Consider the following 23,903-nt stretch of genomic DNA (forward strand, 5'->3'; position numbering starts at 1 on the left):
CCGAGCCCTTCAGCACCCCCGCTGACTGGTTCAAAACCAACTTCGCCTACGGCATCACGTCCTACCCCGGCGGGTCGATGCTGGTGGACATGATGGGGTACGTCATTGGCGACGAGCAGCGCGACCAGTGGCTCCATCGATACTTCCGGGAGCGCAAGGGCATGCACCCCGACCCGTTCGACCTGGAGCTCTTCGCGGAGCAGGAGAGTGGCCTTATGCTCGATTGGTACTTCTACCAGTTCACCCGATCGACGCGCACGGTCGACGACGCCATCACGGATCTCGAACAGCAGCGCACGGGTGACGGGGTGGAGGTCGATCTCACCCTTAAGCGTAAGGGCTCCATCCGGATGCCGCAGGACGTGAAGCTCACGCTGGCCGACGGATCTACGCAGTGGCTCAACGTGCCGCTCGCGTCGATGCACGGCCACAAGCCCGTGCCCGACGACTGGATCGTGACCGAGCCCTGGCCCTGGGTCACGCCGAAGAAGACCGTTACGGTGACGGTGCCAAGCCGCGTGGAGAAGGCCGTGATCGATCCGAATGGGGAGACGCCGGACCTGAACCGCCTCAACAATTCGACCGACCTGCCCCTCAAGACACGATTCCTCCGCGCCCCGCAGTCCCGCTGGTCGCACTACGAGCTCGGCGTGCGGCCGCTGGCCGGGTATGCCTACGACTTCGGATTTGGAGGCGGCGTGCAGGTGCGCGGACAGTACTTTCGGGGCGAACGCCAGCTCCGAGGCATGGTCACGCTCTGGCCTGAGGTGCTCTTCTCCAATGGGGACGATCCGGGGTTCGAGGGGTCCCCCAGTTTGCTGTCGGACACAGATACCGGCTCGTGGTTCACCGGGCTCGACTACGAGTTTCGTTACGAGCGTCCCTTCCACCCGTTCGGTGCTCGCGCTACGGCTGAGCTCTCCGCCACGAAGCATCTGGGCGTGCTGGAGAATCGGCTGTCCCTGCGGGTGCCCCTCCGCTCGCCGCTTGCGGAAACCAGCGAGCGCCTTCGGATCTCCCTTCTGCAACAGCTGAATCCGAGCGACCGCGCCTACGGGCGTGCTCAATCCATAGGGGCCGTGGTGGACCCCCGAACCGGACGTTCAACCATTGCCAGGATCGAGAGGAATTTCTGGGGACAGGCTCATTCTGTGTCCGCACGGGTGGACTACACCGTGGCCCAGGGATCCGACCGGATTTCGGTAATGGCCGAACTCGGAGGCGCCCTTCAGGCGTACGAAGGGGACTTTTCCCTCGGCCCCAACTCCAGCGGTTCCTCCTCCGACCAAGCCTCCCGGCTCGCCTTTTCTGCTCAAAACAGTACCAGTCTTGGTTTCCTCACGGGGCAGGCAAACGTACAGTTTGGCCTTGGGGCTGACGGCCTGCTTCCCTACAAGCGCTTCGTGCTGGGCGGGCGATCCCTCGAACGCCAGTGGCGGAACGACACCTACCGCCAGGCGAGCGCGGCCTTCGAGCAGCCGGTGTCGGAGGGCCACCTCGTCGGGTTCGGAACGGCGGGGCCTGTGGCGTACCTTCGTTCCGGCCGACTCGGAATCACGGGCGAAAACATCGTCGCCGGACGTCTCTCGCTCGGGGGCGCGCCCTTCCCCGGCGTGAATGCCCTCTCTCCCCTGCGTCTGTCTGTATTTTCGGGGATCGGCACCGCGTGGAGTGAGGGGGCCTTCCTCTCGGGGTTCGACGCGGACAATCTGAAGGCCGACGCTGGATTCGGCGCGCGCTACAGCATCTCCGAGATTCCGCATCTCAGCCGCTGGACCGCGCAGTCGGACTTCCTGCAAGGGCTCGACGTGGTGGCGAAGTTTCCCGTGTGGGCCAGCGATCCGGGGGTGATCGAGGAGAGTACCGACGAGTTCAAGTTCCGCTGGCTCATCGGCGTGGAGCTGTAGCGCGGCTATCCGCCCCCGTTTCCCTGTTCGCGCATCTCGCGCTGGCGCATCGGCATGGCGTCGATGGTGTCGAAGAGAGAACGCGCCGCGACCGGCTCGGGGTCTCGCCGCTTCTCGGTGCCGTCCTTCCCCACGAGGACGACTCGGAAGGAGTCCGGCGGCACGCTGAACCGCTCCCGGAGGCGTCGAGCCGCACCCTCCGTGAGCGGCCGCGGATCGGCACCGGGCTGTTCCCGGCGGGTTCCCTGTTCGGTCCCCCTCACCGTCACCAGGAGAAGATCCCGATCCCGAAAGCCCTCGTCCCGCCCACGGAACTGTTCTTCCTGACGGGGTAGGGCGTCGCCCGCGTCGGCGGGCGCAAACACGAAGAGCAGGCGGTGCTCCCACTGGTGGCGCTCAAGACGAAAATCGACCGAGTCGGACGGCGGTGCGGCCATGGAGCCAATGGGTAACAGGGCAAGCAGACAGACGAGTGTGGAGGGGATCATGGGGGAGGCACAGAGGTTGGGCGTGACGGTTCTATGCGATCCAACGAGCGCGCCGGGCAGGGGGGAGCACCACGAGGAGCGAGACTGCTCAGTGTCCCGCCGTCTGCCGTGTCGTCGACGGGGTCGCCGCTTCTAAGTCGTCGAAGCGCGACACAGCGAACAGATCGATCCCCTCCGGCTGCGTCGTTCCACAAGTTAGATCGGCCAGGAGCTGCCCCATCCGAAAGCCGTAGCCCATGCCGTGCCCCGTGAAGCCGGTGGCAAACGTGCTCTCGGGATGGTCGGGGACACGCCCCACCACGGGCCGACCGTCGGGCGAGAACCCCATCGTGCCGCTCCACCGCTGCTGGATGGAGAGGGACTGTGTCCAGGGGAAGTGCCGGTGCAGATAGCGCTCGATGGACGCCTGCACTGCTGGGGTGACGGCCTCTGTGCTCGTCTCCTCGGCCTCCTTGTGCTGGTGCCGCCCTCCTCCCACGAGCACACGTCCGTCTCCGAGCTGCCGCGTGTAGAAGCCTCCATGGTGGGAATACACCGGCACCGGAATGTGAGTCGTATCGGTCGGCGCTGTGGCCAGCATCTGCGCCCGGACGGGCCGCACGGTGTCCGACAGCGACGGTACGAGGGACGGCAGGGACGCCCCGAGGGCCAGCACCACGCGTCGAGCACCGAAGCGCAACTCCGGGGTGTCGAGCACAGCCCCGTTGTCGCCGTGCCAGCGGACGCGTTCAACCGGCTGCTGGGTGTGGACGTCGGCCCCGCTTCTCTCGGCAATATGGCGCACCAGGCGGAGCGGATCCACGGTGGCGCCCGTAGTCATGAACAGCCCCCCATGGAACGCCGTCGCTTCGAGGCGCGCGTTGACCTGATCCGGTTCGAGATACACGACCGGGGCCCCCGCCGACCGAAGATGAGAGAGGCTGGCGCGGAGACGCTCGTCCTCCTCGGCACTTCCAGCCACCGTCAGACTTCCATCGGAGCGCCATCCGAAGGCCGACCCGTGGAGTTCAGACCGCAGCAGGTCCCGATTGGCCCGCGTGAAGTGCCAAAGGCGACGGGCAGTCTGTTCGCCGTACTGGGTCACGTCCGACAAGTAGTCGGCCTGCCCTCCCTGCAGAATAAACCCTGCGTTTCGGCCGCTCGCCCCGGCCCCGAGCGTGTGTGCCTCCAGAATGGCGATCCGCAGAGACGGCTGCCGCCGATGGAGCCAGTACGCCGTCGAGCAGCCCACGATGCCCCCACCCACGACCACTGCGTCGTACGCCAGTTCTTGCTCCCGATGATCCTTTTGCCAGATCGAAATGGACATGCGGTCTAATGTCCGGACAGAGCTGCCGGAATGATACCAGAGAGAAGCTTTGTCAAGGGGGTAACACGTTCGTACGAAGGAACGGGCAACTCGATTCAATTTCCTCAAATTGGGGGCGGCGGATCGGGGAATCACGCCTGCATGTCGACCAGAACACGTCCCTGCACCTGTCCCGAGAGGACCTCACGGCTCGCCTCCGGAATGGCTTCGAGCGAAATCGTTCGGGCCCGAGCCCGTTCGAAGTGTTCATCGTGGAGGAGTTCCGCGAGCCGGTGCCACGCTGCACGCCGGCGATCATTCGGACACGTGTTCGAGTCGATCCCCAGCAGGTTGACCCCTCGCAGAATGAAGGGCAACACCGAGGTTGGGAGCTCGTGTCCTCCGGCGTTGCCAAGCGCAGCCACGCTTCCGTGCCGCTGCAGCCGGGCGATGATGGCGGCGAGGGTCTGTCCCCCAACCGCATCCACAGCCCCGGCCCAGTTCCCAGATTCCAGGGGATGCTCGGGCCCGTCCTCGAACTCGCGACGGTGCACGATCCGAGAGGCTCCCTGGACGCGGAGATACGCGTGCGCCCCCTTGCTGCCGGTCGACGCAACGGCAGTGTACCCGAGGGCATCCAGAAGCGCGATCGCAAAGCTTCCGGCCCCTCCGGACGCCCCCGTGACCACGATCTCCCCATCCTCTGGGGACACGTCGTGCTCCTCAAGTGCCATGACGGCCAGCATCGCGGTGAGCCCGGCCGTCCCGGCCGTCATGGCCTGATCCGGCGACAGGTCTTCGGGGAGTGGAAGAAGTTTGTCGCCGTCCACTTTTGCCTGCTGGCTGTACCCACCCCAGTCTACTTCGCCCAACTGCCACCCCGTCCCGATAACCCATTCACCAGCGCCGAACTCGTCGTGGTCGCTTTCGAGAACACGGCCGACCAAGTCGATGCCCGGCACGATTGGGTAGCCCCCCCGGATGATCTGCCCACTCCCCGTGACCGCCAGTGCATCCTTGTAGTTCACTCCCGAGTACAAGACCTTGAGCCGCACCGCACCCGGGCCGGGATCCGGGAGGTCGCTGGCCTCGAGCCGACGGACATGCGCGTAGACCTCGTCATCGTGGTCGTCGAGAACGAGGGCAGAAAACATGACAGGAGACATATTCGAGCAACGAATACTGCGTGACGAGGCATATCACACCTGCGGGCAGCAGTTGATTCAACCTCTCTGGGAATGCTCGCGGATTTCCCCGATAAAACGCCGACAGGGGTGGACATCGCCGGGCACGATTACGCCTCGCACGCAGGGTCCTTTCCCAGGTCCCACGAGCGGTCTCGCTCACCCGGGCAACTTTTCGATCGTCCTACCGTAAGAAGAATCGATTAACTGGGCAGATTCGCATCAGTTTTTCTTCCCGTCATGTCGGCGCTAGGTCCTCTCCCGTCTGGCTTGTCCGCGGTGGACACGTACTCGGTCCGGATGATGCTCGGACTAGCGGCTAGTCTCAGCATCGTACTTGTTCTCACGAACCTTCCTCTCTACCAGCCTACGGACCAGGTCGGTTGGTCCCCCAACTCTTCAGATCCTCCTCCTGAGCGGATTGCGCTGAGTGAAGTGCGAACCACCGTTCCGCGCGAAGATGCGCTTTTGGGAACGGAAACTGCTCCCCTGTCCTTTTCTCAATCTCAGCGGGCAACCCAGTCCAACTCGCCCCCCAAGCAGTCGCCCTCCCAACGAAAGCCTACCACCTCGAATTCTGCCTCCTCACGCACTGGTGACTCCACCTCAGCGTCTCAGTCTGACCCGCATTTGGTTTCGGCGCTCGGTCCCAATGATCGGAAGCCAGAGATCGTTGGCGGAATGGGAGCCCTGTATCACAACATTCAGTATCCGGAGGAGGCGCGAGATCAGGGAATCGAAGGCCTGCTGAGGCTGGAATTCACGGTACAGGCCGACGGCAAAGTCAGAAACGTAGAGGTTGTGGACTCTTTGCATCCCCTCTGCGATTCTGCTGCGGTGGAGGGAATCCGTTCGGTCCGGTTCGTGCCGGCGGAGCATCGTGGAACCGCTGTTCCGGCCCGGATGAGGCTGCCGGTTCGGTTCCGGCTCATCTCCGTCCCGAAAACAGCGGACGCGAATTCTTGAGGCGCCCTACGCCCCTCCAGGAAACCTTCATTTGAACTTGGAGTACGTTCAAATCCCAATTTTGGAAGCGCTTCCGTCGTCGTTGTCTGATCAATTTTCCGTCTCTCCCATGGCCGAACCGACCACTGCTCCCGAGTCCGATGTTCAGACCGCTGAAGATTTTCTCCCGATCAACGGCACCGATCACGTCGAGTTCTACGTCGGGAATGCCAAACAGGCAGCCCAGTACTACGCGCACCTCTTCGGCTTCCAGATTCAGGGATACCTGGGTCCGGAGACGGGTCGGGAGGACAAGGTGAGCTACTTGCTCGAGCAGAACGACATCTGGTTCGTTCTGACCTCTGCCCTGGGGCCCGACTCTCCCATCAGTGAGCACGTCCACCGCCACGGCGACGGGGTCAAGGACGTCGCTCTTTGGGTCGATGACGCTACCGTTTCGTTCGAGGAGACGACGAGGCGCGGGGCGACGCCAGTTCAGGAGCCTACGGTCCACGAGGACGAGGATGGTCGGGTGATTACCTCATCGATCGCCACGTACGGCGACACCATCCACACCTTCGTCGAGCGATCGGAGTACGGCGGGCTGTTCTTCCCCGGTTTTGAGGCCTGGGACAACGCCTTCTGGGAGCCCCCCAAGCCCGCTGGACTGAAGAGTGTAGATCACTGCGTGGGCAACGTGCACAAGGGCGACATGGATACCTATGTGGACTACTACGGGCGGACGATGGGCTTCTACAACATGCTCCATTTCAGCGACCAGGACATCTCGACCGACTACTCGGCCCTGATGTCGAAGGTGATGGCGAACGGGGACGAGCACATCAAATTCCCGATCAACGAGCCCGCCGAAGGAAAAAAGAAGAGTCAGATCGAGGAGTACCTCGAGTACTACCGGGGCGCCGGCGTCCAGCACGTGGCACTGTCGACCGATGACATTATCGGCGCTGTTCGAGAGCTCCGGCGGCGGGGCGTCGAGTTTCTCCACGTTCCGGACACGTACTACGATCGCGAGGTGCTTGCCGACCGGGTCGGCACCATTAACGAGTCGATCGATGCCCTTGAAGAGCTCGGGATCCTCGTGGACCGGGATCCGGATGGCTATCTCCTCCAGATCTTTACCAAGCCTGTACAGGACCGGCCCACGGTTTTCTTCGAGATCATTCAGCGCGAGGGCGCCCGGACGTTTGGGGCCGGAAACTTCAAGGCGCTCTTCAAGGCAATCGAGCAGGAGCAGGAGCGCCGGGGCAACCTCTAGTCGTCCTGCGGTGATCGGTCTTGGGAGCGTATGGGCTCGGCTCAGGGCCTGTCAAGATCGATTCCCTCCCCCGTGTGGCCGGGCGAGGCCCATGTGCCCGGACGAGGACTGAGTCCCAACCCACCAAGGATCCAGTCCACTCTCGTGGGGAGGTGCAACGAAACGAGCCTCCTTTGATGGCGGCCTCGGTGCCCTTCTCATTGTGGAGAAAGAGGGGGGTCGATGCCGGGATGACCGCTCAGCCTTGAGAGGCTGCTGCTCTATAAATTCTCCCTAGATGGGCTTGCGTTCTGAGTGACTGTGACCTACGTTGTGGAATCGCCGATTCGGCCCCGGCCCTCCTGCCTCTCTGTCGTCGCCCACGCATGGTCTGCTCTTCCTTATGGTTTCCGCCTCCGATGCTTGGAGTGATGCCCTTCACGATCTTCGGGACACGCTTCCGGAGCGAACAGTTCAGAACTGGCTCGACCCCATCCAGCCACTCGGGCTTAAGACCGACGACGGAACGCCCACGATCGTGCTTCAGGTGCCCACACCCTTTGGGGTGCAGTACCTGCGCAGTCGGTTTCAGCGCTCGATTCGGAGGGCCGTAACCGATGCAGTCGGGGAGCCGACGGACGTAAGCTACCAGGTTGCCCCAGAATCGGAGCGGCCGGACGAGATCACGGCAGAATCTTCTTCCTCGAAGGCGTCCTCCTCCCCGCAGGAGGAGCCCTCTTCCTCTCCGTCCCCAAACCAGCCCTCTTCCGCGTCGGCCCCGGATGAGTCCCCGTCGGAGAACTCCTCCTCGGGACCAGCGCCGTCGACCTCCACCAGCGAGTCTCCTTCGCCGGAGCGGGGGGCAGCCCCGCCCTCTCCAGACTCCTCCTCTTCGCCGAAGCGGTCGTCCGCGTCGTCGAAGCAGGCGGCGTCCACGCGCTCCGCGTCCACCTCGGTCTCCGAGGAGTCCCTTCAGGCCAACCGGGAGGGGACGGCAGACCCGGAACCCAGCGAGTCCGCCATCCCCCAGCAAACCGACCCCGGGTCTGCCGACGAGCGCTCCGCCTTCTACGAACAGGCCAAACAGCACCTGCGTCCGGAGTACACCTTCACCGAGTTCATCGAAGGGGATGGCAACCGGCTGGCCCGCAGTGCAGCCTACGCCGTGGCCCAGGAGCCAGGAAGCACCAACTATAACCCGCTTCTGGTGTACGGAGGAGTAGGCCTCGGCAAGACCCACCTCGCACAGGCCGTGGCGAACTACGCCCTCGAGCACGATACCGCCAAGCGGGTTCTCTACGTGTCGAGCGACCGCTTCACGAGCCAGTTCGTGCAGTCGGTCCGCGAGAATCGGATTGCGGCGTTTTCAAGCTACTACCGCCAGGCCGACCTGCTCATCGTCGACGATGTTCAGTTCTTCGGGGAGAAGGAAAAAACGCAGGAGGAGTTCTTCCATATCTTCAACGACCTGCACCAAAACGGCAAGCAAATTTTCCTGTGTGCCGACCGCCCCCCGGCTGAAATCCCCGGAATCGAGAAACGGTTGCTTTCGCGCTTCCAGTGGGGCCTGAGCGCCGACATTCAGCGTCCCGACCTGGAGACGCGAATTGCCATCCTTCAGCGCAAAGCCGCCCGGCAGGACATTGCGGTCGAGCCTGAGGTCTTGGAGATGATTGCCCAGCGCATCGACTCGAACGTGCGCCAGTTGGAGGGCGCCCTTACGCGACTCGCTGCCCTCGTCCAGTTCGATAACCGCACCTTGGATCTGGACACGGCTCGCCGCTATCTCCAGGAGCACACCGACGAGGAGCCGACGGTGCTCGATACAGCCGAGATTATCGAACAGGTCGCCGACTACTTCCGTCTTGAGAAGGACGACCTGCTGTCCCGGTCCCGGAAGCAATCGGTGGCTCAGGCCCGGCAGATTGCCATGTATCTCTGCCGTGAACTCACAGAGGAGTCCTACTCGCACATCGGGTCGCGCTTCGGCGGGCGGGACCACTCCACCGTCATCCACGCCTACCGGAAGATCGACGAAGGAATGGACTCGGATCCAGGACTGCAGGACGATGTCTCTTCCCTTCAGTCGCGGCTTCGGAACCGGCCGCCGTCCTCTTCCAACCTGTAGCGTGATTTCGCTCGCGCCATGTCGAGGCGGCAACACTACCACCGTCCCATTCTCTTCTTTGTCGAGGAGAGGTCCCCTACTGGTGGTAGAAGCGACGCTGGGTTGTTGAAGAGTCGTGGACCGGAATTCTCTACGCCCAGCATGCAGGCTGTCCGCTCTATTCCGCTCGGTACAGCGGGCAAACGTTGGTGCCTTTTGTGATTTTTTTGTTACCCAGTTACGGTCCACCTGCATTGAGAGTCCTAATCGGTCGGTCCGGCTTCCGGGACAGTCCACACAGTTTGCATCTTTTCCGCGAAACGTTTACCGTATTCCGTCAAGAATTTGGGCTAGCGGACTTCTCCACCAACAGGGACGGTGACGACGGAGGCGACAGGGAGGCTGTCGTCGTCATGCCTTCCGATTTCCACTCCAGTTGACATCACGTCCCGTCCCCTTCTCGAAGAGAGGGACCTTGCTTCCCAAGGTCCCCTTTGGAGTTCCGGAGATCCTTTTTCCTCTGCCCTCACCCGCGTTCCAGGAACGCTGGAGCGCCTTTTCCCCCTTGCCCCTCCCCCTGCACCACTCCCTGGACGTCCATGCGTCGTTCTGAACGCTACTCCCTCCTCTGCTTTCTCGTAAGCCTTACCGTCTGCGCATTTGCATTCGGACTCGGGCCGACGCCGACCCTCGCCCAGTCCAACGAGATGGACGACGAGAACGTCGTCTTCGATCCTGCCCACTACGATGATCTTGAGGCCCGAATGATTGGGCCGTATCGGGGCGGTCGCTCTACGGCCGTCACCGGCATCGCCGGGAAGCCCAATACCTACTTCATGGGCACCACCGGCGGCGGCGTCTGGAAGACGACCAACGCCGGGCAGGACTGGCACAACGTCTCCGACGGGGACTTCGACGTGTCCTCCATCGGCGGCATGGACGTGGCCAACTCTGATCCTAGCGTCATCTACGTGGGCACCGGCTCGGCCTGCATGCGGGGCAATATCCAGACCGGGCGTGGGGTCTACAAGTCGACGGACGGCGGCGACTCCTGGTCGTTCGTCGGGCTTCCCGAGGCGGGTCTCATCGGCAAGGTGGCCGTCCACCCGAAGGATCCCGACGTGGCGTACGTGGCGGCGGTGGGGCACCCGTTTAGCGACAACGAGCAACGCGGCGTCTTCCGCACCACTGACGGTGGCGACACCTGGGAGAAGGTGCTTTACGTCTCCGACTCGACCGGCGTCGTGGACCTCGCCCTCAACCCGAAGAACCCGCGCGAGATCTACGCCGGCCTCTGGCCCGCCCAGCGCAAGCCCTGGACCATGATTAGCGGCTCGAAGGAGGGCGGCATTTACAAGAGTACCGACGGCGGGGACAACTGGAAACGTCTCAAGAACGGACTCCCGCAGGGCGTGGTTGGCAAAACGTCGGTCACCGTCTCGCCGGCCCAGCCGAGCCGCGTGTGGGCCCTCGTGGAGGCGCCGGAACCGAAGGGCGGCCTCTACCGCTCGGACGACCACGGGCAGACCTGGACGCAGGTCAACGACCACCGCAAGCACCTGCAGCGGGCGTGGTACTACACCCACATCTACGCCCATCCCACGGACCCGAACACGGTCTACTCCCTGAACACGCGCTTCTACGAGTCGACCGACGGGGGCGAGACGTTTAACTCATACGGCGTCCCGCACGGCGACGAGCACGACCTCTGGATCAACCCGAAGGATCCCGACCGTATGGTCCTCGGCAACGACGGCGGCGCGCAGGTGACGGTGGACGGCGCCGAGACGTGGTCCACCTACTTCAATCAGCCGACGGCGGAGATGTACAGCGTGACCGTCGACGACGAGTTTCCGTATCGCGTCTACGGCCCCCAGCAGGACAACTCCACGATCCGCCTTCCCTCCCGGTCCGAGGGAGAAGTCCATCCGAAGACAAACTGGACGGCCGTCGGCGGCTGCGAGACCGGTCCCATAGCCCTGCACCCCGACCGTCCATGGCTCATCTACAGCGGGTGCTATGGCGGTCATCTGTCTCGCGTGAACATGCGGACGGAGCAGTCGCGCAACGTGATGGTGTATCCGCAGCTCCAACTCGGACAGAAGCCGTCTACGCTCCGCGAACGGTTCCAGTGGAACGCGCCGATCGAGGTCTCTCCCCACGACCCGAGTGTCGTGTACCATGCCTCACACCGCATCTGGCGCTCGACGGACCGCGGCATGTCCTGGACACGCGTCTCGAAGGACCTGACGACCGACACAGAGGCCCACCAGGACTTTGCGGGCGAGCCGATCACGAAGGACAACACGGGCGTTGAGGTCTTCAACACCGTCTTCTCGCTGCAGGTGAGCCCCCACTCTGCCGAGACGCTCTGGGCCGGCACCGACGACGGACGTGTGTGGCTCTCACAGAATCGAGGTGGGGACTGGACCGAGATCACGCCCGACGGCCTGCCGGAGTACGGCACTGTGCAGCGGATTGAGGTGTCGCCGCACGACGCCGGGACCGCCTATATTGCCGTCCACCGCTACCGGCTCGGCGACTGGACCCCCTACATCTTCCGCACCACCGACTTCGGCAAGTCGTGGACCCGCATCGCCGACGGCACGACCGGCATTCCAACCGACTCCCCGACATGGGTCGTCCGGGAGGACCCCGAGCGGGAAGGACTGCTGTACGCTGGCACGGAGTTCGGGCTCCACGTCTCGTTCGACGACGGACGGCACTGGCAGTCCCTCCAGCAGAATGTGCCAGTCACCCGCGTTCCAGACCTGAAGGTGAAGAACGACGACCTGGTGATTGCCACCCACGGCCGTTCGTTCTGGGTCATGGACGACCTCGAACCGCTCCGCCAACTGACCCCCCAAGTCGCCGAGAAGGACATGCACCTCTACGACCCCACGGCGGCGCATCTGGTGTCTTCGGGGAGCGGCGAGGCCGACCACGAGGATCGTGAGCCGGCTGGAGATCCGGGCGGCGCTACGTTCGACTACGCGTTTGCGGACGCCCCAGATACAACCGTCACCCTCAGCATTTTGGACGACGGGGAGGTCGTGCGGCGCTTCACGAGCGACTCATCGGCCGCCAAGAAAAACGACATGCCAATCATCTCCGCCGAGAAGGGCATGAATCGAACGTCCTGGTCCCTCCGCACCAAGGGCGTCGACACGGTCGAGGACGCCATCGTGTGGGGGTACACCGGTGGTGTAAAGGTGGTGCCGGGCACCTACACGGTCCAGTTGGCGGTCGCCAACGGGGATACCCTCCAGCAGTCCCTGGAGGTGCGCATGGACCCGCGTCTCAAGAACGTGACCAAGAAAGAACTGCAGGCGCAGCACGAACTCGCGACCGCTATCCGGGACACGACCACCGCCATCTACGACGCCATTCGGACCATCCGGTCGGTGCGAGAGCAGGTCAACTCGGTGGCCGCGCACGCCAAGAAGGCGGGCCATGAGGACTTCATGGCCGAGGCTGACTCAATCAGCACAAAGCTGACCTCGATCGAGCAGCAGTTGATGCAGACGAAAAACGAGAGCCACCAGGACCCGCTCAACTATCCGCCCCAGCTCGACAACCAGTACGCGTACCTCTACGGCAACGTTGCGGGTCCAGATGGCCCGCCCACCGAAGGGGCCCGCCAACGGTTCCGTGACTTGAACCAGGAGGAGTGGGCACCGCTTCGGGAGCGGCTTCACACGATCCTGGACACGGACGTGGCCCAGTTCAACAGGCGCGTTCGAGGGCTGGATTCCGAGCCGGTATTCGTCCCGGCTGCTTCTGAGTAGACGCCGAGCGCTTGTCCGGAGTCGTCCGTCGGGACCCTGGTTCTGGCGGGCGGCTCTTCCGGGAGTTCCAGGATCTGGACCGACGCAGCCATCAGAACGAAACTTCGATTCCGTTCTGCAGGGAAAGGTCCACCGACTCCACCTCATCCGGCGGCCGGCTGTCGTAGTCAAGGCTGAACTCCGTGGTCAAGCGGACCGCTTCTGCCAGGCGTACGGTCAGCGCTGCCTGGTTTAGGACGCGCACATCGGACCACTGATCGAAGCGGGGCTGGACATAGACGGTGGCCGTAAAGCGGGTTTCCTCGCTCAACTGGAGTCGCAGATTCAGGTAGTTGCTCCATCGGGCCGTCGAGACGGTGGCGGGATGGCCGCCGAGAGGAGCCTGATCCAGGTTCTCGTATTCGTACATGGGCGTGGTCCCCTGAAAGAGCTTCACCCCTTCACGATTAAAATACCGAATGCGCACTCCGCCACCGGCGAGCACTCGGAGCTGCAGTTGCGCAAAGCGGTCGCGCTGGAGCTGGGTAAAGGCCTCTGCCACGAGGGATGGGAGAAGCTGATAGTTGTAGCGGAGGTGCCCAAACGTGCGGTCCCGAAATGGATCGCCGCCCTGCGTGCCGTAGCGTAGCGCCCCCGTCGCGAAGGTGTAGTGCGGTTCCCGGCGAAAGTCGAATCGTACGCGGGCGCCGATTTCAAAGAGCTCGGTGTGGCCGGACTCTACGGCGACGTCGGCGCCGAGGGTGCTGCGGAATCCTTCCACTTCGAGGGCCCGCATTCGCTCGGTGTTTACCTGCCCCAGCCCAGTGCCGGGAAGGAGAAAAAGACAAACGATCAGGAGAAATGACTGTTGATGGAGGCGACTCATGGCCGAGCAGAGAGACAATGGGTCCGGGACGACGTGCAGTTAGGCCGAGACATGGGCAACCGAGAAGCTGCATTGAGGGCCGGATGCCCGACGAAGCGGTGTCGGAGTGGCCTCCAAGCGCGAAGCGAGACCTGCTGGGACGCAGGTCCCGGCTCTTAGGACCGTCCGCGGCCTTTGGTTCGAATGCAGCTTTCAACTGGATTAGGGGTAGACAGGGGTTAATGTCGTGAAAACCTGTGCGATCGTCAATCCGGTGGCCGGGGGCGGACGGGTCCGGCGAGTGTGGCCCCGCCTCCTCTCGCGGCTCCTCGACGCCACTGCGGCCCTTTCCGTGTACTGGACGACAGGGCCGGGGACGGCGACGTCCCTCACTCGACGCGCCCTGCGGGAGGGAGCCGACCGAATCGTAGCGGTGGGGGGGGACGGGACGCTGCACGAGGTCGTCAACGGTTTCTTCGAGGATCAGCGCCTCGTCGCCCCGTCGGCCGTGCTCGCCTTCGCAGCCTGCGGATCGGGCAGCGACTTCCGACGGGCTCTCGGTGCCCCCGCTGGCGTGGAGGCCGTCCAGCAGTTGCGGAGCGACCGCATCCAGCCCACCGACGTGCTGCGGATGCGGTATACGACGAGGCAGGGTCGTTCTCCCCGGCGCTACGCCATCAACGTCGCCTCCGCCGGCCTGAGCGGCACCGTCGTGCGGCGGTTCTCGCGGCGGGGCCTCGTCCCCTTCCCCCCACGCCTACGCTACTTCCAGGCAGCTCTCCGAGCCGTTGTCACAGACCGCCCCATCCAGGTCCGGCTTACCCTTGATGGGGAATTGCTGTCGCCGACCCGTGTCCGCCTCGTCGCCGTCGCCAACGGCCCCACGTTCGCTGCGGGCCTGCCCATCGCCCCCACCGCTACCCCGCACGACGGCGTGTTCGACCTGACGATTCTCCAGGACGTGCCGGTTCCAACACTGCTTCGGCACGCCCATCGCTTTTACCTGGGCACTCACACGTCGCTCGACGGGGTGCGCACGTACCGCGGCCGCCGCCTCACCATCGAGCCGCTCGACGATCGCCGTCCCACCTGGGTGGAAGCGGACGGCGAAGCAATGGGCCAGCTTCCTCTCACCGTCGAGGTCGTTCCTCAGGCCCTCCGCGTGCAGCACTGATTCTTGCCCGACCAGCCGAATCGACCGTCCTGCCATGCCCCGAGCACGGTTGCGTTCCTCCCCTCCATGCTTCCACGTCTCTACACCGAATCCCTCTCGGTCCCGCCTCGTACAGGGCATGTGTACTCCTGGGCTAAGTCAACCCCACTATGGCAACCCCGCAACTCGAAGACGACGGCAGCACTGTAACCCTCGATCTGCACGGCTTGCCGGTCGACGAGGCCATCGACCTGACGTACAGCACCCTTCGCCTCGCAGAGGATCGAGGACGGAACCGATTGAGGGTCATTCACGGCTCTTCGACCACACGAGCGGGCCAGCGTCGTACCATCAAAAACGCCCTCCACGATCTTCTGGACCAGGGCAACCTGGCGGTCCACGCCACGACGGTCGTGCGCTCTCAGGACACCCTCACCTTTGTTCTCGATCTCACCGCCTCTTCCAATCCCACGCCCATCGAGCTGCGGGACGTTCGGGCCTAAGCGTCGTTGGCCGATCCCGGCTGGGAAGCTGTACTCGAGTTAGTGGACGCTTCCGAGCCCGACGTCGCCCTCTTCCTCCACAGGTTGATGGTCTCTACACCAATTCCTCCGGGACACGGCCCCCTGCGTTGTTACGTTCTGCGACGGCAGATCGGGGGTCCTCCGCGGGAGGAAGGTTGGTTTGATTCTTGCGCAAGAGAAGCCTTGCCCCACGCGCTCTCCCTTCCCCGACGAGACCGAACGGTCGGGGGGAAAGACTTCCTTCTTCCTCACACGCAGCTCATTATTCCCCTCTGTTTCCATGCCCGTTCGCGTTGGGATTACGACCTCGTTCGAGGACGGTGAACAACACCTGGATCGTCGCTATGTGACGGCGATCGAGGAGGCCGGAGGAGTGCCCGTACTCTTGCCCACAACGGACGCGGAGGTCACAATCGAGGCGCTCCTCGACCAGATCGATGCGCTCGTGGTGCCGGGCGGCCCCGCCGTCACGGAGGGCCTCACCGGCCCGCTGCCCGACGACCTCGCCCCCCTCGATGGTCTGCGGGCCGGCTCGGATCGGCAGTGGATCGAACGATGCTGGCACGCCGGGCGTCCTATCCTGGGCATCTGCTACGGGATGCAGCGGCTCAACGCCCTCGCGGGCGGCACGATCTACGGCGACGTGGAAGCCGAGCACGAAGGCGCACGGACGCACAGCCAGAAGCGCGGCGGAACGACCCACTCGATTCAGTTTGCGGACGCCTCGCGCCTGCGCCAAATTCTCGACGCCGAAACCCTCACGGTGAACACGCGCCACCTCCAGGCGATCGCCGAAACGGGAGACGGCTTTACGGTGGCGGCCCGGGCCCCCGACGGGGTAATCGAGGCCATCGAACACGACAGCGGACGGTTCTTTGGCGTTCAGTTCCACCCCGAGCGCATGGGTTCCGTAACACAGCCTCTTTTTCGGACACTTGTGAAGCGGGCCCAGTCCCCAGCCACCGCCACGGCATAGTTTCCCGGCCCACACACGTCCGCCGAGCCCCACGCGGTCATGATCTCTTCTGTTTTCTCCGATTCCGCTTCCGATGAGCCGGGCCCTTCCCCCCCAAGCCCCGAGCGGCTGATTCTCTCTCTTGCGGCCCTGATGCTGAGCGGCGTGGGAATCCTCCTTCTTTCGCTCATCGTGGCTCAGACCGGGGCCGTTCAGTCCCCAGATGCTCCTGGCCTTCGCTCGTCCACGGCTGCCGAGGCGAACGAAAATGCTTTGTCCGAAGGCCGTGCACCTGCGCTTGAGACTCTGCCATCCCATCCCTCGAACGCGCTGGGTCCGTATTTGAATCTATCGGCCTTGCCCTCAGCGGCCCGTCACCCCTTACTTCTCCGGGAGTTTCATGACCTGGTCGATCAGCACGTTCACCAGCAGGTGCAGGACGACAACTTTACTATCCGTGTCATCGACCGCCGGACGGACACTGTCCTTGAGCTCTTCGAACTGACCGATCTCCGCGCGAAGTACCGGCGGAACGGGTTCATCGACTGGCGGGAGGTCGACGAGCACCGGCGAGACGCGACGGACCGGCTCGTCAAGACGTACACGCAGCGGGGCGTGCCGCTCGACGACATCATCGTGCGCTGGGGACGGGCCAACCAGGTTGAGGCCGCCCACCGGCGCGACCGGGCGTACCAGGCGTACGAACGCCGGCTCGCCAGATCCCTCGGGTTGGACTTGCTGGCCACCGAAATCGGCACCGTCGAGACGTTCAATCAGGACCACCTCGTGTCTCCGGTCGGGGCCCGGAGCCGGTACCAGATGATGCCCTGGATTCTGCGTCGGAGCGGCGTAAACGAGTACACCCTTCCCACAGAGGGGGGCGCGCAGGTCTACATCCAGGAATCGCTGCACCCCCTTCTTGTCCTCGAACCGGCGTTCCTCCTGCTGCGCGGCTACGTGAACGCCGTCGGCCACGAAATTCCGGGGCTCTCGGCGTACCATACCGGTCCCGGCAACATCTTCAAGCTCTATCGCCAGTACATCACCGAGTCCAATCACCTCACTGCGTCCTCGACCGTGGCCGACGCCTACGCGTGGGGCGTGACGGAGGGGTTCGATGTCGTCAGCGAGGGGTCAACCTTCGGGGGCAACTCGCGCGGGTACGTGCCCGCCCTCTACGGATCGCTCGCCGCCCGCGACGACCAGCCCCCAGCCCCATCGGCCCTCCGGGTGGTGCGGCTGCAGGTTGAGCCAGATACGTCCGTCACGCTGCGGACGATTCTCGGTGCACTCAAGACCGCGGACCGGTCCCTCGACTGGGGCCCGAGGGCCAACGGCCCTCTGTACGACCGCTTCCGGACCCTCAACTCCCACTTCGACCTGCCGCCCGCGTCTGGCGACCAGATGCCAGCCGACGGAAACGTGCGCCTCGTTTCATCGATCGACGGCAAGGCGGTGCGGTTTTTTCTCCCGCTGGAGGCCCCCGCCGCCCTGCGGTCGGCCGGGCTTCACGTCCTCAACTCAACCAACACGTTCCGGTACGACACCTCCACCTACGCCCCTCCCTCTCCGTCCCAGATCACGCACTGGGATCGTCAATACCGCGCACTCGTCGACGACATTGAGGATTTCGGCTTCACCCGGCGGAACCGGAACCGGCTCCTGAGGCTCCACGACCGCTTTGAGGCCCTCGCCGTGCAGTCCCCCACGCGGTTTCGCCGTCGCCAGCTCAGGATCATCAGCACGCACCGCCGCCTCTGGCTGTCGAGTCCGTGGGAGGAGCTGGCCGACGCGACGGAGGCCGCGGCGGAGCAGATGCCGGTGCGGGCCCAGCCCCCTGATTCATTGCCCGTCGACCCGCCCGACTTGCAGGACCTGAGGATGCCCGTTCCGCCCCGCTGACAGGCCGTAGGGACGACTCCTCTCGCGGAACGGAAACAGGGAGCCCCTTGACTTCGGCCCTCCGGGCGGTCGCCTACGTCCCACTCGAACGCTCGATGAATGCTCCCTGCCGCACCTGCTTCCGCAGCTCCTGGAGCGACATCATCTTCTGTTGGAGGCGCTCCACCTGGTCCTCATCCCCGTCCTGCGTGGCGCTGTACATCTGTTCCCGGACCTCCTCGATGGCCTCATTGATCCGGTCCAGCTTGAGGAACTTCATGGCGCTCTCGGCCGCCTCGTAGGGACGATCATTCAGGCTCGGGACCGAGACATCTTGCTTCCGCACCCAGTTTTCCGATGCCTCGTGCTTGTCCATTAATACTGCCGTCCCTAGCCTCTGCAGCACACTCCCGTGCTCGCCGCTCAGAACCTCCTGCGACCGTACGGTCCCACGTTTGTACATGTCGGCCAGCGTGCGCGCGAGGTCCCGGGGGGGACCCTCGGTAAACTCGTCGAGCGCCATGTTGCCGAGTACGAAGCCGACCATGCGACGGCCATGCTCCAGCATGAGACGCAGCAGCACCTCCTCCTCCGGCAGGGGCGCCGGGAGCGTATCGTCGGACGTGGAGGCAGAAGAGGAGGACGGAGGAGACGAGGACGGAGCCGCACCGGCATCCGCCCCTGAAGACGCAGAGGCCTCCGCGGTCTGGGCTTCTGCCCGCTCCGGACGCGCCTGCCGGGACTGCTCACGGTCTCGGCGACGCTGAGCCTGGCGCTCAAGACGCTCGCGTTCCTCCTCCAGCATGCGGAAGAGGTCGGCGTCCGGCACCCCCACAACTTCGCTGGTGCGAGTAACGTACTCGCGGCGCAGATTGGGGTCAGGAATGCGCGCGACCGATTCGATAATGTTCTGCTGCACCGCCACGCGATCTTCAGGTGTGTCGAGCTCGCCGCTACGGCGGGCCTGCCGGTAGGCAAACGCCGGAAGGTCCTGCCGGTGCTCCTCCACGTACTCCTCGAATGCATCTCCCCCGTGCTCCTGCACGTACTCGTCCGGATCGCTTCCGGACGGCAGTTCCACAGCGTACGCCCCGACGCCCGCCTCCAGCACGCGTTCCATTCCCCGCATCGCTGCCCGGGCGCCTGCCTCGTCGGCGTCGTAGAGCAGGAGCGCCCGACTGGCGTACCGGTCTAGCACCTCTACTTGCCCCTCCGTGAGGGCGGTGCCACTGGAGGCCACTACGTTTTGGATACCCGCCTGAGAGAGGCTAATTACGTCCGTGTAGCCTTCTACGAGCAGCACCTCATTCGTCTTGCGGATGGCCCGTTTGGCCTGATGCAGCCCGTAGAGCACTTCCTTCTTGTGGTAGACCTCCGTCTCCGGCGAGTTGATGTACTTGGGCTGATCGCGTTCGTCGTCGGGGTCGAGAATGCGGCCGGCGAAGGCCAAGACCTTCCCGATGTGCGAGAAGATGGGAAAGATGATGCGCCCCCGGTAGCGGTCGTAGTAGCCGCTGCTGTCGTTGCGCTCAATGACAAGACCGGCCTTCTCCAGCGTCTCTGGATCGATTTGTTCCTCCGTCGCGGCCGTGAGGAGCATGTCCCACTCGTTCGGGGCGTAGCCGAGGCCAAACCGTTTGATGGTCTCCGGGGCGAAGCCTCGGGCGCGGAGGTAATCGAGCGCAGGGCGGCCCCGGTCCGTCTGGGTCAGTTGGCGGTAGAAGAAACGGGCCGCGAAGCGAAGGGCATGGAGGATGGCCTCTCGTTCGTTGGCGGCCTCCGAGTCGGTCTCCCCCTCCGGCAGCGGAATCCCGTACCGCTCGGCCAGAATGCGCACGCCCTCTAGAAATCCGACCCCCTCGATTTCCTGGACGAACTTAAAGATATCCCCCCCGTGTCCACAGCCGAAGCAGTAGTACAGGTTCTGGTCCGGATCGACGCTGAAGGAGGGCGTGTCCTCGTTGTGGAAGGGGCACAGCCCCATGTACCGCGAGCCGCTCTGCTTCAACTGGACGTAGTCGCCTGCCACCTCCACGAGATCAGCCGCGGCACGAACCTTCTCAATTTTCTCGTCCGGAATGGGCATGGTGTAGGCACGAAGTTACTTCTGCGACGGGCACATGTGTACGGCATGTGTGCCAGAGAGGTCCACGACCTCCAAGGGACAGGCTGCTTCGCCTCCCTATCCGACGGGAGGTGTGTGTTGGCGCTCTACCTGGGAGGTCTGGTCGTTTTCCCCGTCGTCTTCAACCGGACCGACGTCCGGCTTCTCGGCGCACTGACACGAGAAGAGGCTGGCGCTAAGGAGCAGGACCGCGACGACGAGCGAACGCTTCATAGACGGCAAACCGACTTGGGAAACAGGTATACAGAAAGAATAGCGGCGTCCCACCCCTGGTCGCAAGACCGAGGGGCAGGCCCATCTGAGATTCGTCTCATCTTCCTCCCTCCCGGTAGCAGGTGAGCCTTCTTGCCTGGAAAGACTACGGACTTCGAGTTTATAATGTGCCGGTTTGTTAGGGACGCCAAAAACTCCGATTTGGCGCTTCGCCCATCGCCCGATCTCCCCCACCCAACCGCTTTCTCCGCATGGCCGACCTGCAAGAACGCATCGAATCCCTCGTCGCGCAGTCCCGGAGCGCCTCGGGCGTGGACCGCGGAGCCGCCAACAATGCCGTGGCGGACCTGATTCGTGCCCTCAACGCCGGGCAGGTTCGCGCCGCAACCCGAACCGAGGACGGCACCTGGGCGACCAACGCATGGGTCAAGGAGGGCATCCTTCTGGGCTTCCGCATCGGCCGCATGGCCGACTACTCCAGTGAGCGCTTCCCGTTCTACGACAAAAATACCTTTCCGGTCAAGCCCCTTCGTAAGGCCGACGACGTAAGGATCGTGCCGGGGGGATCGTCAATCCGCACCGGTTCCCACGTCGCGCCCGGGGTGGTGTGCATGCCACCGATGTACATTAACGTGGGCGCGTACGTGGACGAGGAGACGATGGTCGATTCCCACGCCCTGGTTGGCAGCTGTGCTCAGGTCGGGAAACGGGTGCACCTCTCCGCGTCGGCCCAGATTGGAGGGGTCCTTGAGCCGGTACACGCGACTCCGGTCGTCGTCGAGGACGACGTGTTTGTGGGCGGGGGAGCGGGCATCTACGAAGGATGTGTGGTGCGTGAGGGCGCGGTGCTAGCCGCAGGGGTTACCCTCACCTCTTCGACCCGGTTGTACGATCTCGTGGAAGAGACCGTACACACCGCCTCGGAGGAGGTACCGCTTGAGGTGCCGACTGGGGCCGTGGTGGTGCCGGGCTCCCGCGCGGTCGACTCCGACTTTGGTCGGGCGCACGGCCTCTCGCTCTCCACCCCGATCATCGTAAAGTACCGCGACGCCGACACCGACGCGGCAACGGTGCTGGAGGAATCCCTTCGATGAGCGGAAACGCCCCGTCGGGAGGCCCCCGCCACCAAGGATCCAACTGCGGCCGTCGGGCCCGGCTCCCTGATCCCGTCGGGCCTTCCTACCCCTCTGGACCATCATTTTCTGCCCCGGGCTGCTTCGCGACGAACCACCCGTACCGGAGGGCCCCAGTGTGCTGCGCAATCCAGATCCGGAGAATGGTGCGTGCGAAGACCCGGTCGGGCTCCGAGCGGTCGAGCAGCGTTCTGAGCACGGCTGAATCGGTGAACAAAGCCCCGAGGAAGCGACCGATGACGGTGGTCCACGTCCGCCGGACCCGGGCCGTCACGTCCCTCAGTTGCTCGACTCGCAGCCCCGCTTGCATAGCCCAGCGGCGGAGGTCGGGGGCCGCAGGAAGCCCGGAAAGACGCCCCTCCTCGCAGATGGGCCCCAACAGGTACCGATGCGCCCCCCAGGACGGAGACGACGGCGCCATCCATACACACGCTACGAAGCGTCTTCCGGGGCGGAGTACTCGAGATGCCTCCCGGAGCACGGCGGGCTGGTCTCGAATGTGGGTCAGGCTCTCAATCGCTACGACAGCATCGACGCTGTCGTTGGGCAGGCTGTTGGACAGAAAATCCTGGAGCCGATACTCGGGCGTGGGCCCGTCGACCGGTTGCTGTTCTGCGAGCGTGTGCTGCGCCTCCGACACCGTGAAGCCTACCACCTCCGCCCCACGTGTTTCTGCCCACTGACGAGCCGGAGCGCCGTACCCACACCCTACGTCACAGACACGCCGTCCTTCGGTGATGCGGGCCGCCCGAGCCACCCGACGGACGAGATGACGGACGGCCTCTTCCGGCGAGAACCCTGGATCTGTCCAGAGGCCGTGGTGCACGTGCCGTCCCCAGAGTCGACGGTAGAAGCGATCGAGCCGGTCGTAGTGTCCGGCCACGGAGGCTGAGGAGGACGGAGAGGGTGCAACCATACCGGAACGGACCTTATTGTCTAGGACGGGGACGGTCGCCGTGCTTGATTGGACGCCGCACCGGCATTTTGTTTCGAACTCCGAGCGCTTTCCATTCTCCCAGCCCCCTCATGGCCTCCTCCTACGCTCCCGAGACCCGTCAGGACCGCATCACCAAACAATGGGTCGCGTTTGCGCCCTCCCGGAGCACTCGGCCCAAGCGAACGACAGCAGCGTCGGACGGCCCCGATCCGGATATTCGTCAACCCGTCGAGGGGTGCCCGTTCTGCCCCGGTCACGAAGAAATGCTGCCGTCGGTTCTATGGGAACTCGGCGGCGCGGATCCTGCTTCCTGGCGCACACGAGCGGTTCCGAACAAGTACTCGGCCTTCGAGCCCGACCGGGCCTCTCGAACACAGACGTGCGGGCTGTACCAGTCTCGGGCCAGCCGGGGCCATCAAGAGGTCATCATCGAGACCCCGAACCACCACCGGCCACTCGCCCAGATGGCAACAGATCAGGTGGAGGCCGTCCTCCACACGTACCTGGAGCGGTACCACACCCTCCGAGCAGAGACTGAAGACTGGTTTCCGTTCCTATTCCGCAATCACGGGGCCAGCGCTGGGGCGTCCATCGCCCATCCCCACAGCCAGCTCATCGCGACGGATGTTCCTCCCCCGCAGATCGAGCACGAGGAACGTGAAGCCCAGGCCCGGTACGAAGAGACAGGGCAGTGTCCCTACTGCGCAATGATCGAGGACGAGCTCGAGGCGGAGGCACGACTGGTGTGGACGGACGACACCTTCGTCGTCTTCGTGCCCTTTGCTGCTCGCGTGCCCTTCGAAATGTGGATTCTGCCCCGTGAGCACGAGCCAGAGTTCGGCCGGCTCGATGCGGGAGGGCGTCGGCGCCTGGCCATCGCCCTCCGCACCGTTCTCGGGCGGTTGCGGGACCGGCTCGATGACCCGGACTATAATTTCTTCGTCCGAACTGCCCTCTCTTACGAGTCAGAGGCTCCTCATCTCCACTGGAGCCTGCGCGTCCGTCCACGGACTACCGTGCAGGCCGGATTTGAGCTCAGTACGGGACTACGCATCAACCCGTCCATCCCGGAACGAGACGCGATGGTCCTCCGAGAAGACGGCGGTGCAACGTCGTGACCCCGCTCCCGAATAGAAATCCCCGGAGTCAAACCAACTCCGGGGACTTCTCTTGGTG

At 64.2% G+C, this 23,903-nt stretch carries 17 protein-coding genes and 1 pseudogene; 11 read left to right on the forward strand and 7 right to left on the reverse strand.

The window, feature by feature from the left end:
• A pseudogene (locus tag ABEL04_RS11665) lies at positions 1 to 1,907 on the forward strand (M1 family peptidase); the annotation flags it as partial.
• Between the two features lie 5 nt (positions 1,908 to 1,912).
• On the opposite strand, the gene ABEL04_RS11670 reads toward ABEL04_RS11665, so the two are convergent.
• The 3 genes from ABEL04_RS11670 to ABEL04_RS11680 all read right to left on the reverse strand — a co-directional run bounded on the left by ABEL04_RS11670 (position 1,913) and on the right by ABEL04_RS11680 (position 4,837).
• Complete coding sequence (locus tag ABEL04_RS11670) at positions 1,913 to 2,395, reverse strand: DUF4174 domain-containing protein (protein ID WP_375802568.1); 483 nt, start codon at positions 2,393 to 2,395, stop codon at positions 1,913 to 1,915.
• Between the two features lie 88 nt (positions 2,396 to 2,483).
• Positions 2,484 to 3,704, reverse strand: coding sequence for an NAD(P)/FAD-dependent oxidoreductase (locus ABEL04_RS11675; RefSeq protein WP_375802569.1), 1,221 nt, complete (start codon positions 3,702 to 3,704; stop codon positions 2,484 to 2,486).
• A gap of 131 nt (positions 3,705 to 3,835) precedes the next feature.
• Complete coding sequence (locus tag ABEL04_RS11680; RefSeq protein WP_375802570.1) at positions 3,836 to 4,837, reverse strand: MDR family oxidoreductase; 1,002 nt, start codon at positions 4,835 to 4,837, stop codon at positions 3,836 to 3,838.
• 711 nt (positions 4,838 to 5,548) lie between these two features.
• On the opposite strand from ABEL04_RS11680, the gene ABEL04_RS11685 reads away from it, so the two are divergent.
• The 4 genes from ABEL04_RS11685 to ABEL04_RS11700 all read left to right on the forward strand — a co-directional run bounded on the left by ABEL04_RS11685 (position 5,549) and on the right by ABEL04_RS11700 (position 12,962).
• On the forward strand, positions 5,549 to 5,833 hold the full coding sequence (locus ABEL04_RS11685; protein WP_375802571.1) for an energy transducer TonB: 285 nt from the start codon (positions 5,549 to 5,551) through the stop codon (positions 5,831 to 5,833).
• A gap of 109 nt (positions 5,834 to 5,942) precedes the next feature.
• The gene (gene hppD / locus ABEL04_RS11690) at positions 5,943 to 7,088 is read left to right on the forward strand and encodes a 4-hydroxyphenylpyruvate dioxygenase (protein ID WP_375802572.1); all 1,146 of its coding nucleotides are present in this window, start codon (positions 5,943 to 5,945) and stop codon (positions 7,086 to 7,088) included.
• 382 nt (positions 7,089 to 7,470) lie between these two features.
• Entirely contained in the window at positions 7,471 to 9,195 is a 1,725-nt protein-coding gene (dnaA, locus tag ABEL04_RS11695) for a chromosomal replication initiator protein DnaA (RefSeq protein WP_375802573.1), read from the forward strand.
• 578 nt (positions 9,196 to 9,773) lie between these two features.
• Entirely contained in the window at positions 9,774 to 12,962 is a 3,189-nt protein-coding gene (locus ABEL04_RS11700; protein ID WP_375802574.1) for a WD40/YVTN/BNR-like repeat-containing protein, read from the forward strand.
• A gap of 91 nt (positions 12,963 to 13,053) precedes the next feature.
• Here ABEL04_RS11700 and ABEL04_RS11705 read toward each other — a convergent pair whose 3' ends face one another.
• The gene (locus ABEL04_RS11705; protein WP_375802575.1) at positions 13,054 to 13,827 is read right to left on the reverse strand and encodes a DUF481 domain-containing protein; all 774 of its coding nucleotides are present in this window, start codon (positions 13,825 to 13,827) and stop codon (positions 13,054 to 13,056) included.
• A 226-nt stretch (positions 13,828 to 14,053) separates the two neighbouring features.
• Between ABEL04_RS11705 and ABEL04_RS11710 the strand changes: the two genes are divergently transcribed.
• The 4 genes from ABEL04_RS11710 to ABEL04_RS11725 all read left to right on the forward strand — a co-directional run bounded on the left by ABEL04_RS11710 (position 14,054) and on the right by ABEL04_RS11725 (position 18,340).
• The gene (locus ABEL04_RS11710) at positions 14,054 to 14,980 is read left to right on the forward strand and encodes a diacylglycerol/lipid kinase family protein (protein WP_375802576.1); all 927 of its coding nucleotides are present in this window, start codon (positions 14,054 to 14,056) and stop codon (positions 14,978 to 14,980) included.
• A gap of 149 nt (positions 14,981 to 15,129) precedes the next feature.
• Entirely contained in the window at positions 15,130 to 15,462 is a 333-nt protein-coding gene (locus tag ABEL04_RS11715; protein WP_375802577.1) for a Smr/MutS family protein, read from the forward strand.
• 301 nt (positions 15,463 to 15,763) lie between these two features.
• Positions 15,764 to 16,459 carry a gamma-glutamyl-gamma-aminobutyrate hydrolase family protein gene (locus ABEL04_RS11720; RefSeq protein WP_375802578.1) on the forward strand — a complete coding sequence of 232 codons (696 nt, stop codon included), beginning with the start codon at positions 15,764 to 15,766 and terminating at the stop codon, positions 16,457 to 16,459.
• A 39-nt stretch (positions 16,460 to 16,498) separates the two neighbouring features.
• Positions 16,499 to 18,340 (forward strand): hypothetical protein, encoded by a 1,842-nt coding sequence (locus ABEL04_RS11725; protein WP_375802579.1) that lies wholly within the window; start codon positions 16,499 to 16,501, stop codon positions 18,338 to 18,340.
• Positions 18,341 to 18,413: 73 nt separating this feature from the next.
• Here ABEL04_RS11725 and dnaG read toward each other — a convergent pair whose 3' ends face one another.
• Together dnaG and ABEL04_RS11735 are read right to left on the reverse strand one after the other, a co-directional pair.
• Positions 18,414 to 20,405 carry a DNA primase gene (gene dnaG, locus ABEL04_RS11730; RefSeq protein WP_375802580.1) on the reverse strand — a complete coding sequence of 664 codons (1,992 nt, stop codon included), beginning with the start codon at positions 20,403 to 20,405 and terminating at the stop codon, positions 18,414 to 18,416.
• 96 nt (positions 20,406 to 20,501) lie between these two features.
• Positions 20,502 to 20,657: a hypothetical protein gene (locus tag ABEL04_RS11735; RefSeq protein WP_375802581.1), complete on the reverse strand. Its 156-nt coding sequence runs from the start codon at positions 20,655 to 20,657 to the stop codon at positions 20,502 to 20,504.
• Positions 20,658 to 20,908: 251 nt separating this feature from the next.
• Here ABEL04_RS11735 and ABEL04_RS11740 point away from each other — a divergent pair, with 251 nt between their 5' ends.
• On the forward strand, positions 20,909 to 21,751 hold the full coding sequence (locus ABEL04_RS11740) for a 2,3,4,5-tetrahydropyridine-2,6-dicarboxylate N-succinyltransferase (protein ID WP_375802582.1): 843 nt from the start codon (positions 20,909 to 20,911) through the stop codon (positions 21,749 to 21,751).
• A gap of 85 nt (positions 21,752 to 21,836) precedes the next feature.
• On the opposite strand, the gene ABEL04_RS11745 is transcribed toward ABEL04_RS11740, so the two are convergent.
• Positions 21,837 to 22,706 (reverse strand): SAM-dependent methyltransferase, encoded by an 870-nt coding sequence (locus ABEL04_RS11745; RefSeq protein WP_375802583.1) that lies wholly within the window; start codon positions 22,704 to 22,706, stop codon positions 21,837 to 21,839.
• A 110-nt stretch (positions 22,707 to 22,816) separates the two neighbouring features.
• Here ABEL04_RS11745 and ABEL04_RS11750 point away from each other — a divergent pair, with 110 nt between their 5' ends.
• The gene (locus ABEL04_RS11750; RefSeq protein ID WP_375802584.1) at positions 22,817 to 23,845 is read left to right on the forward strand and encodes a DUF4931 domain-containing protein; all 1,029 of its coding nucleotides are present in this window, start codon (positions 22,817 to 22,819) and stop codon (positions 23,843 to 23,845) included.
• The last annotated feature ends 58 nt before the right edge of the window (positions 23,846 to 23,903 follow it).

Origin of the sequence: Salinibacter sp., from assembly GCF_042218895.1 — a bacterium.
Classification (GTDB): Bacteria; Bacteroidota; Rhodothermia; order Rhodothermales; family Salinibacteraceae; genus Salinibacter.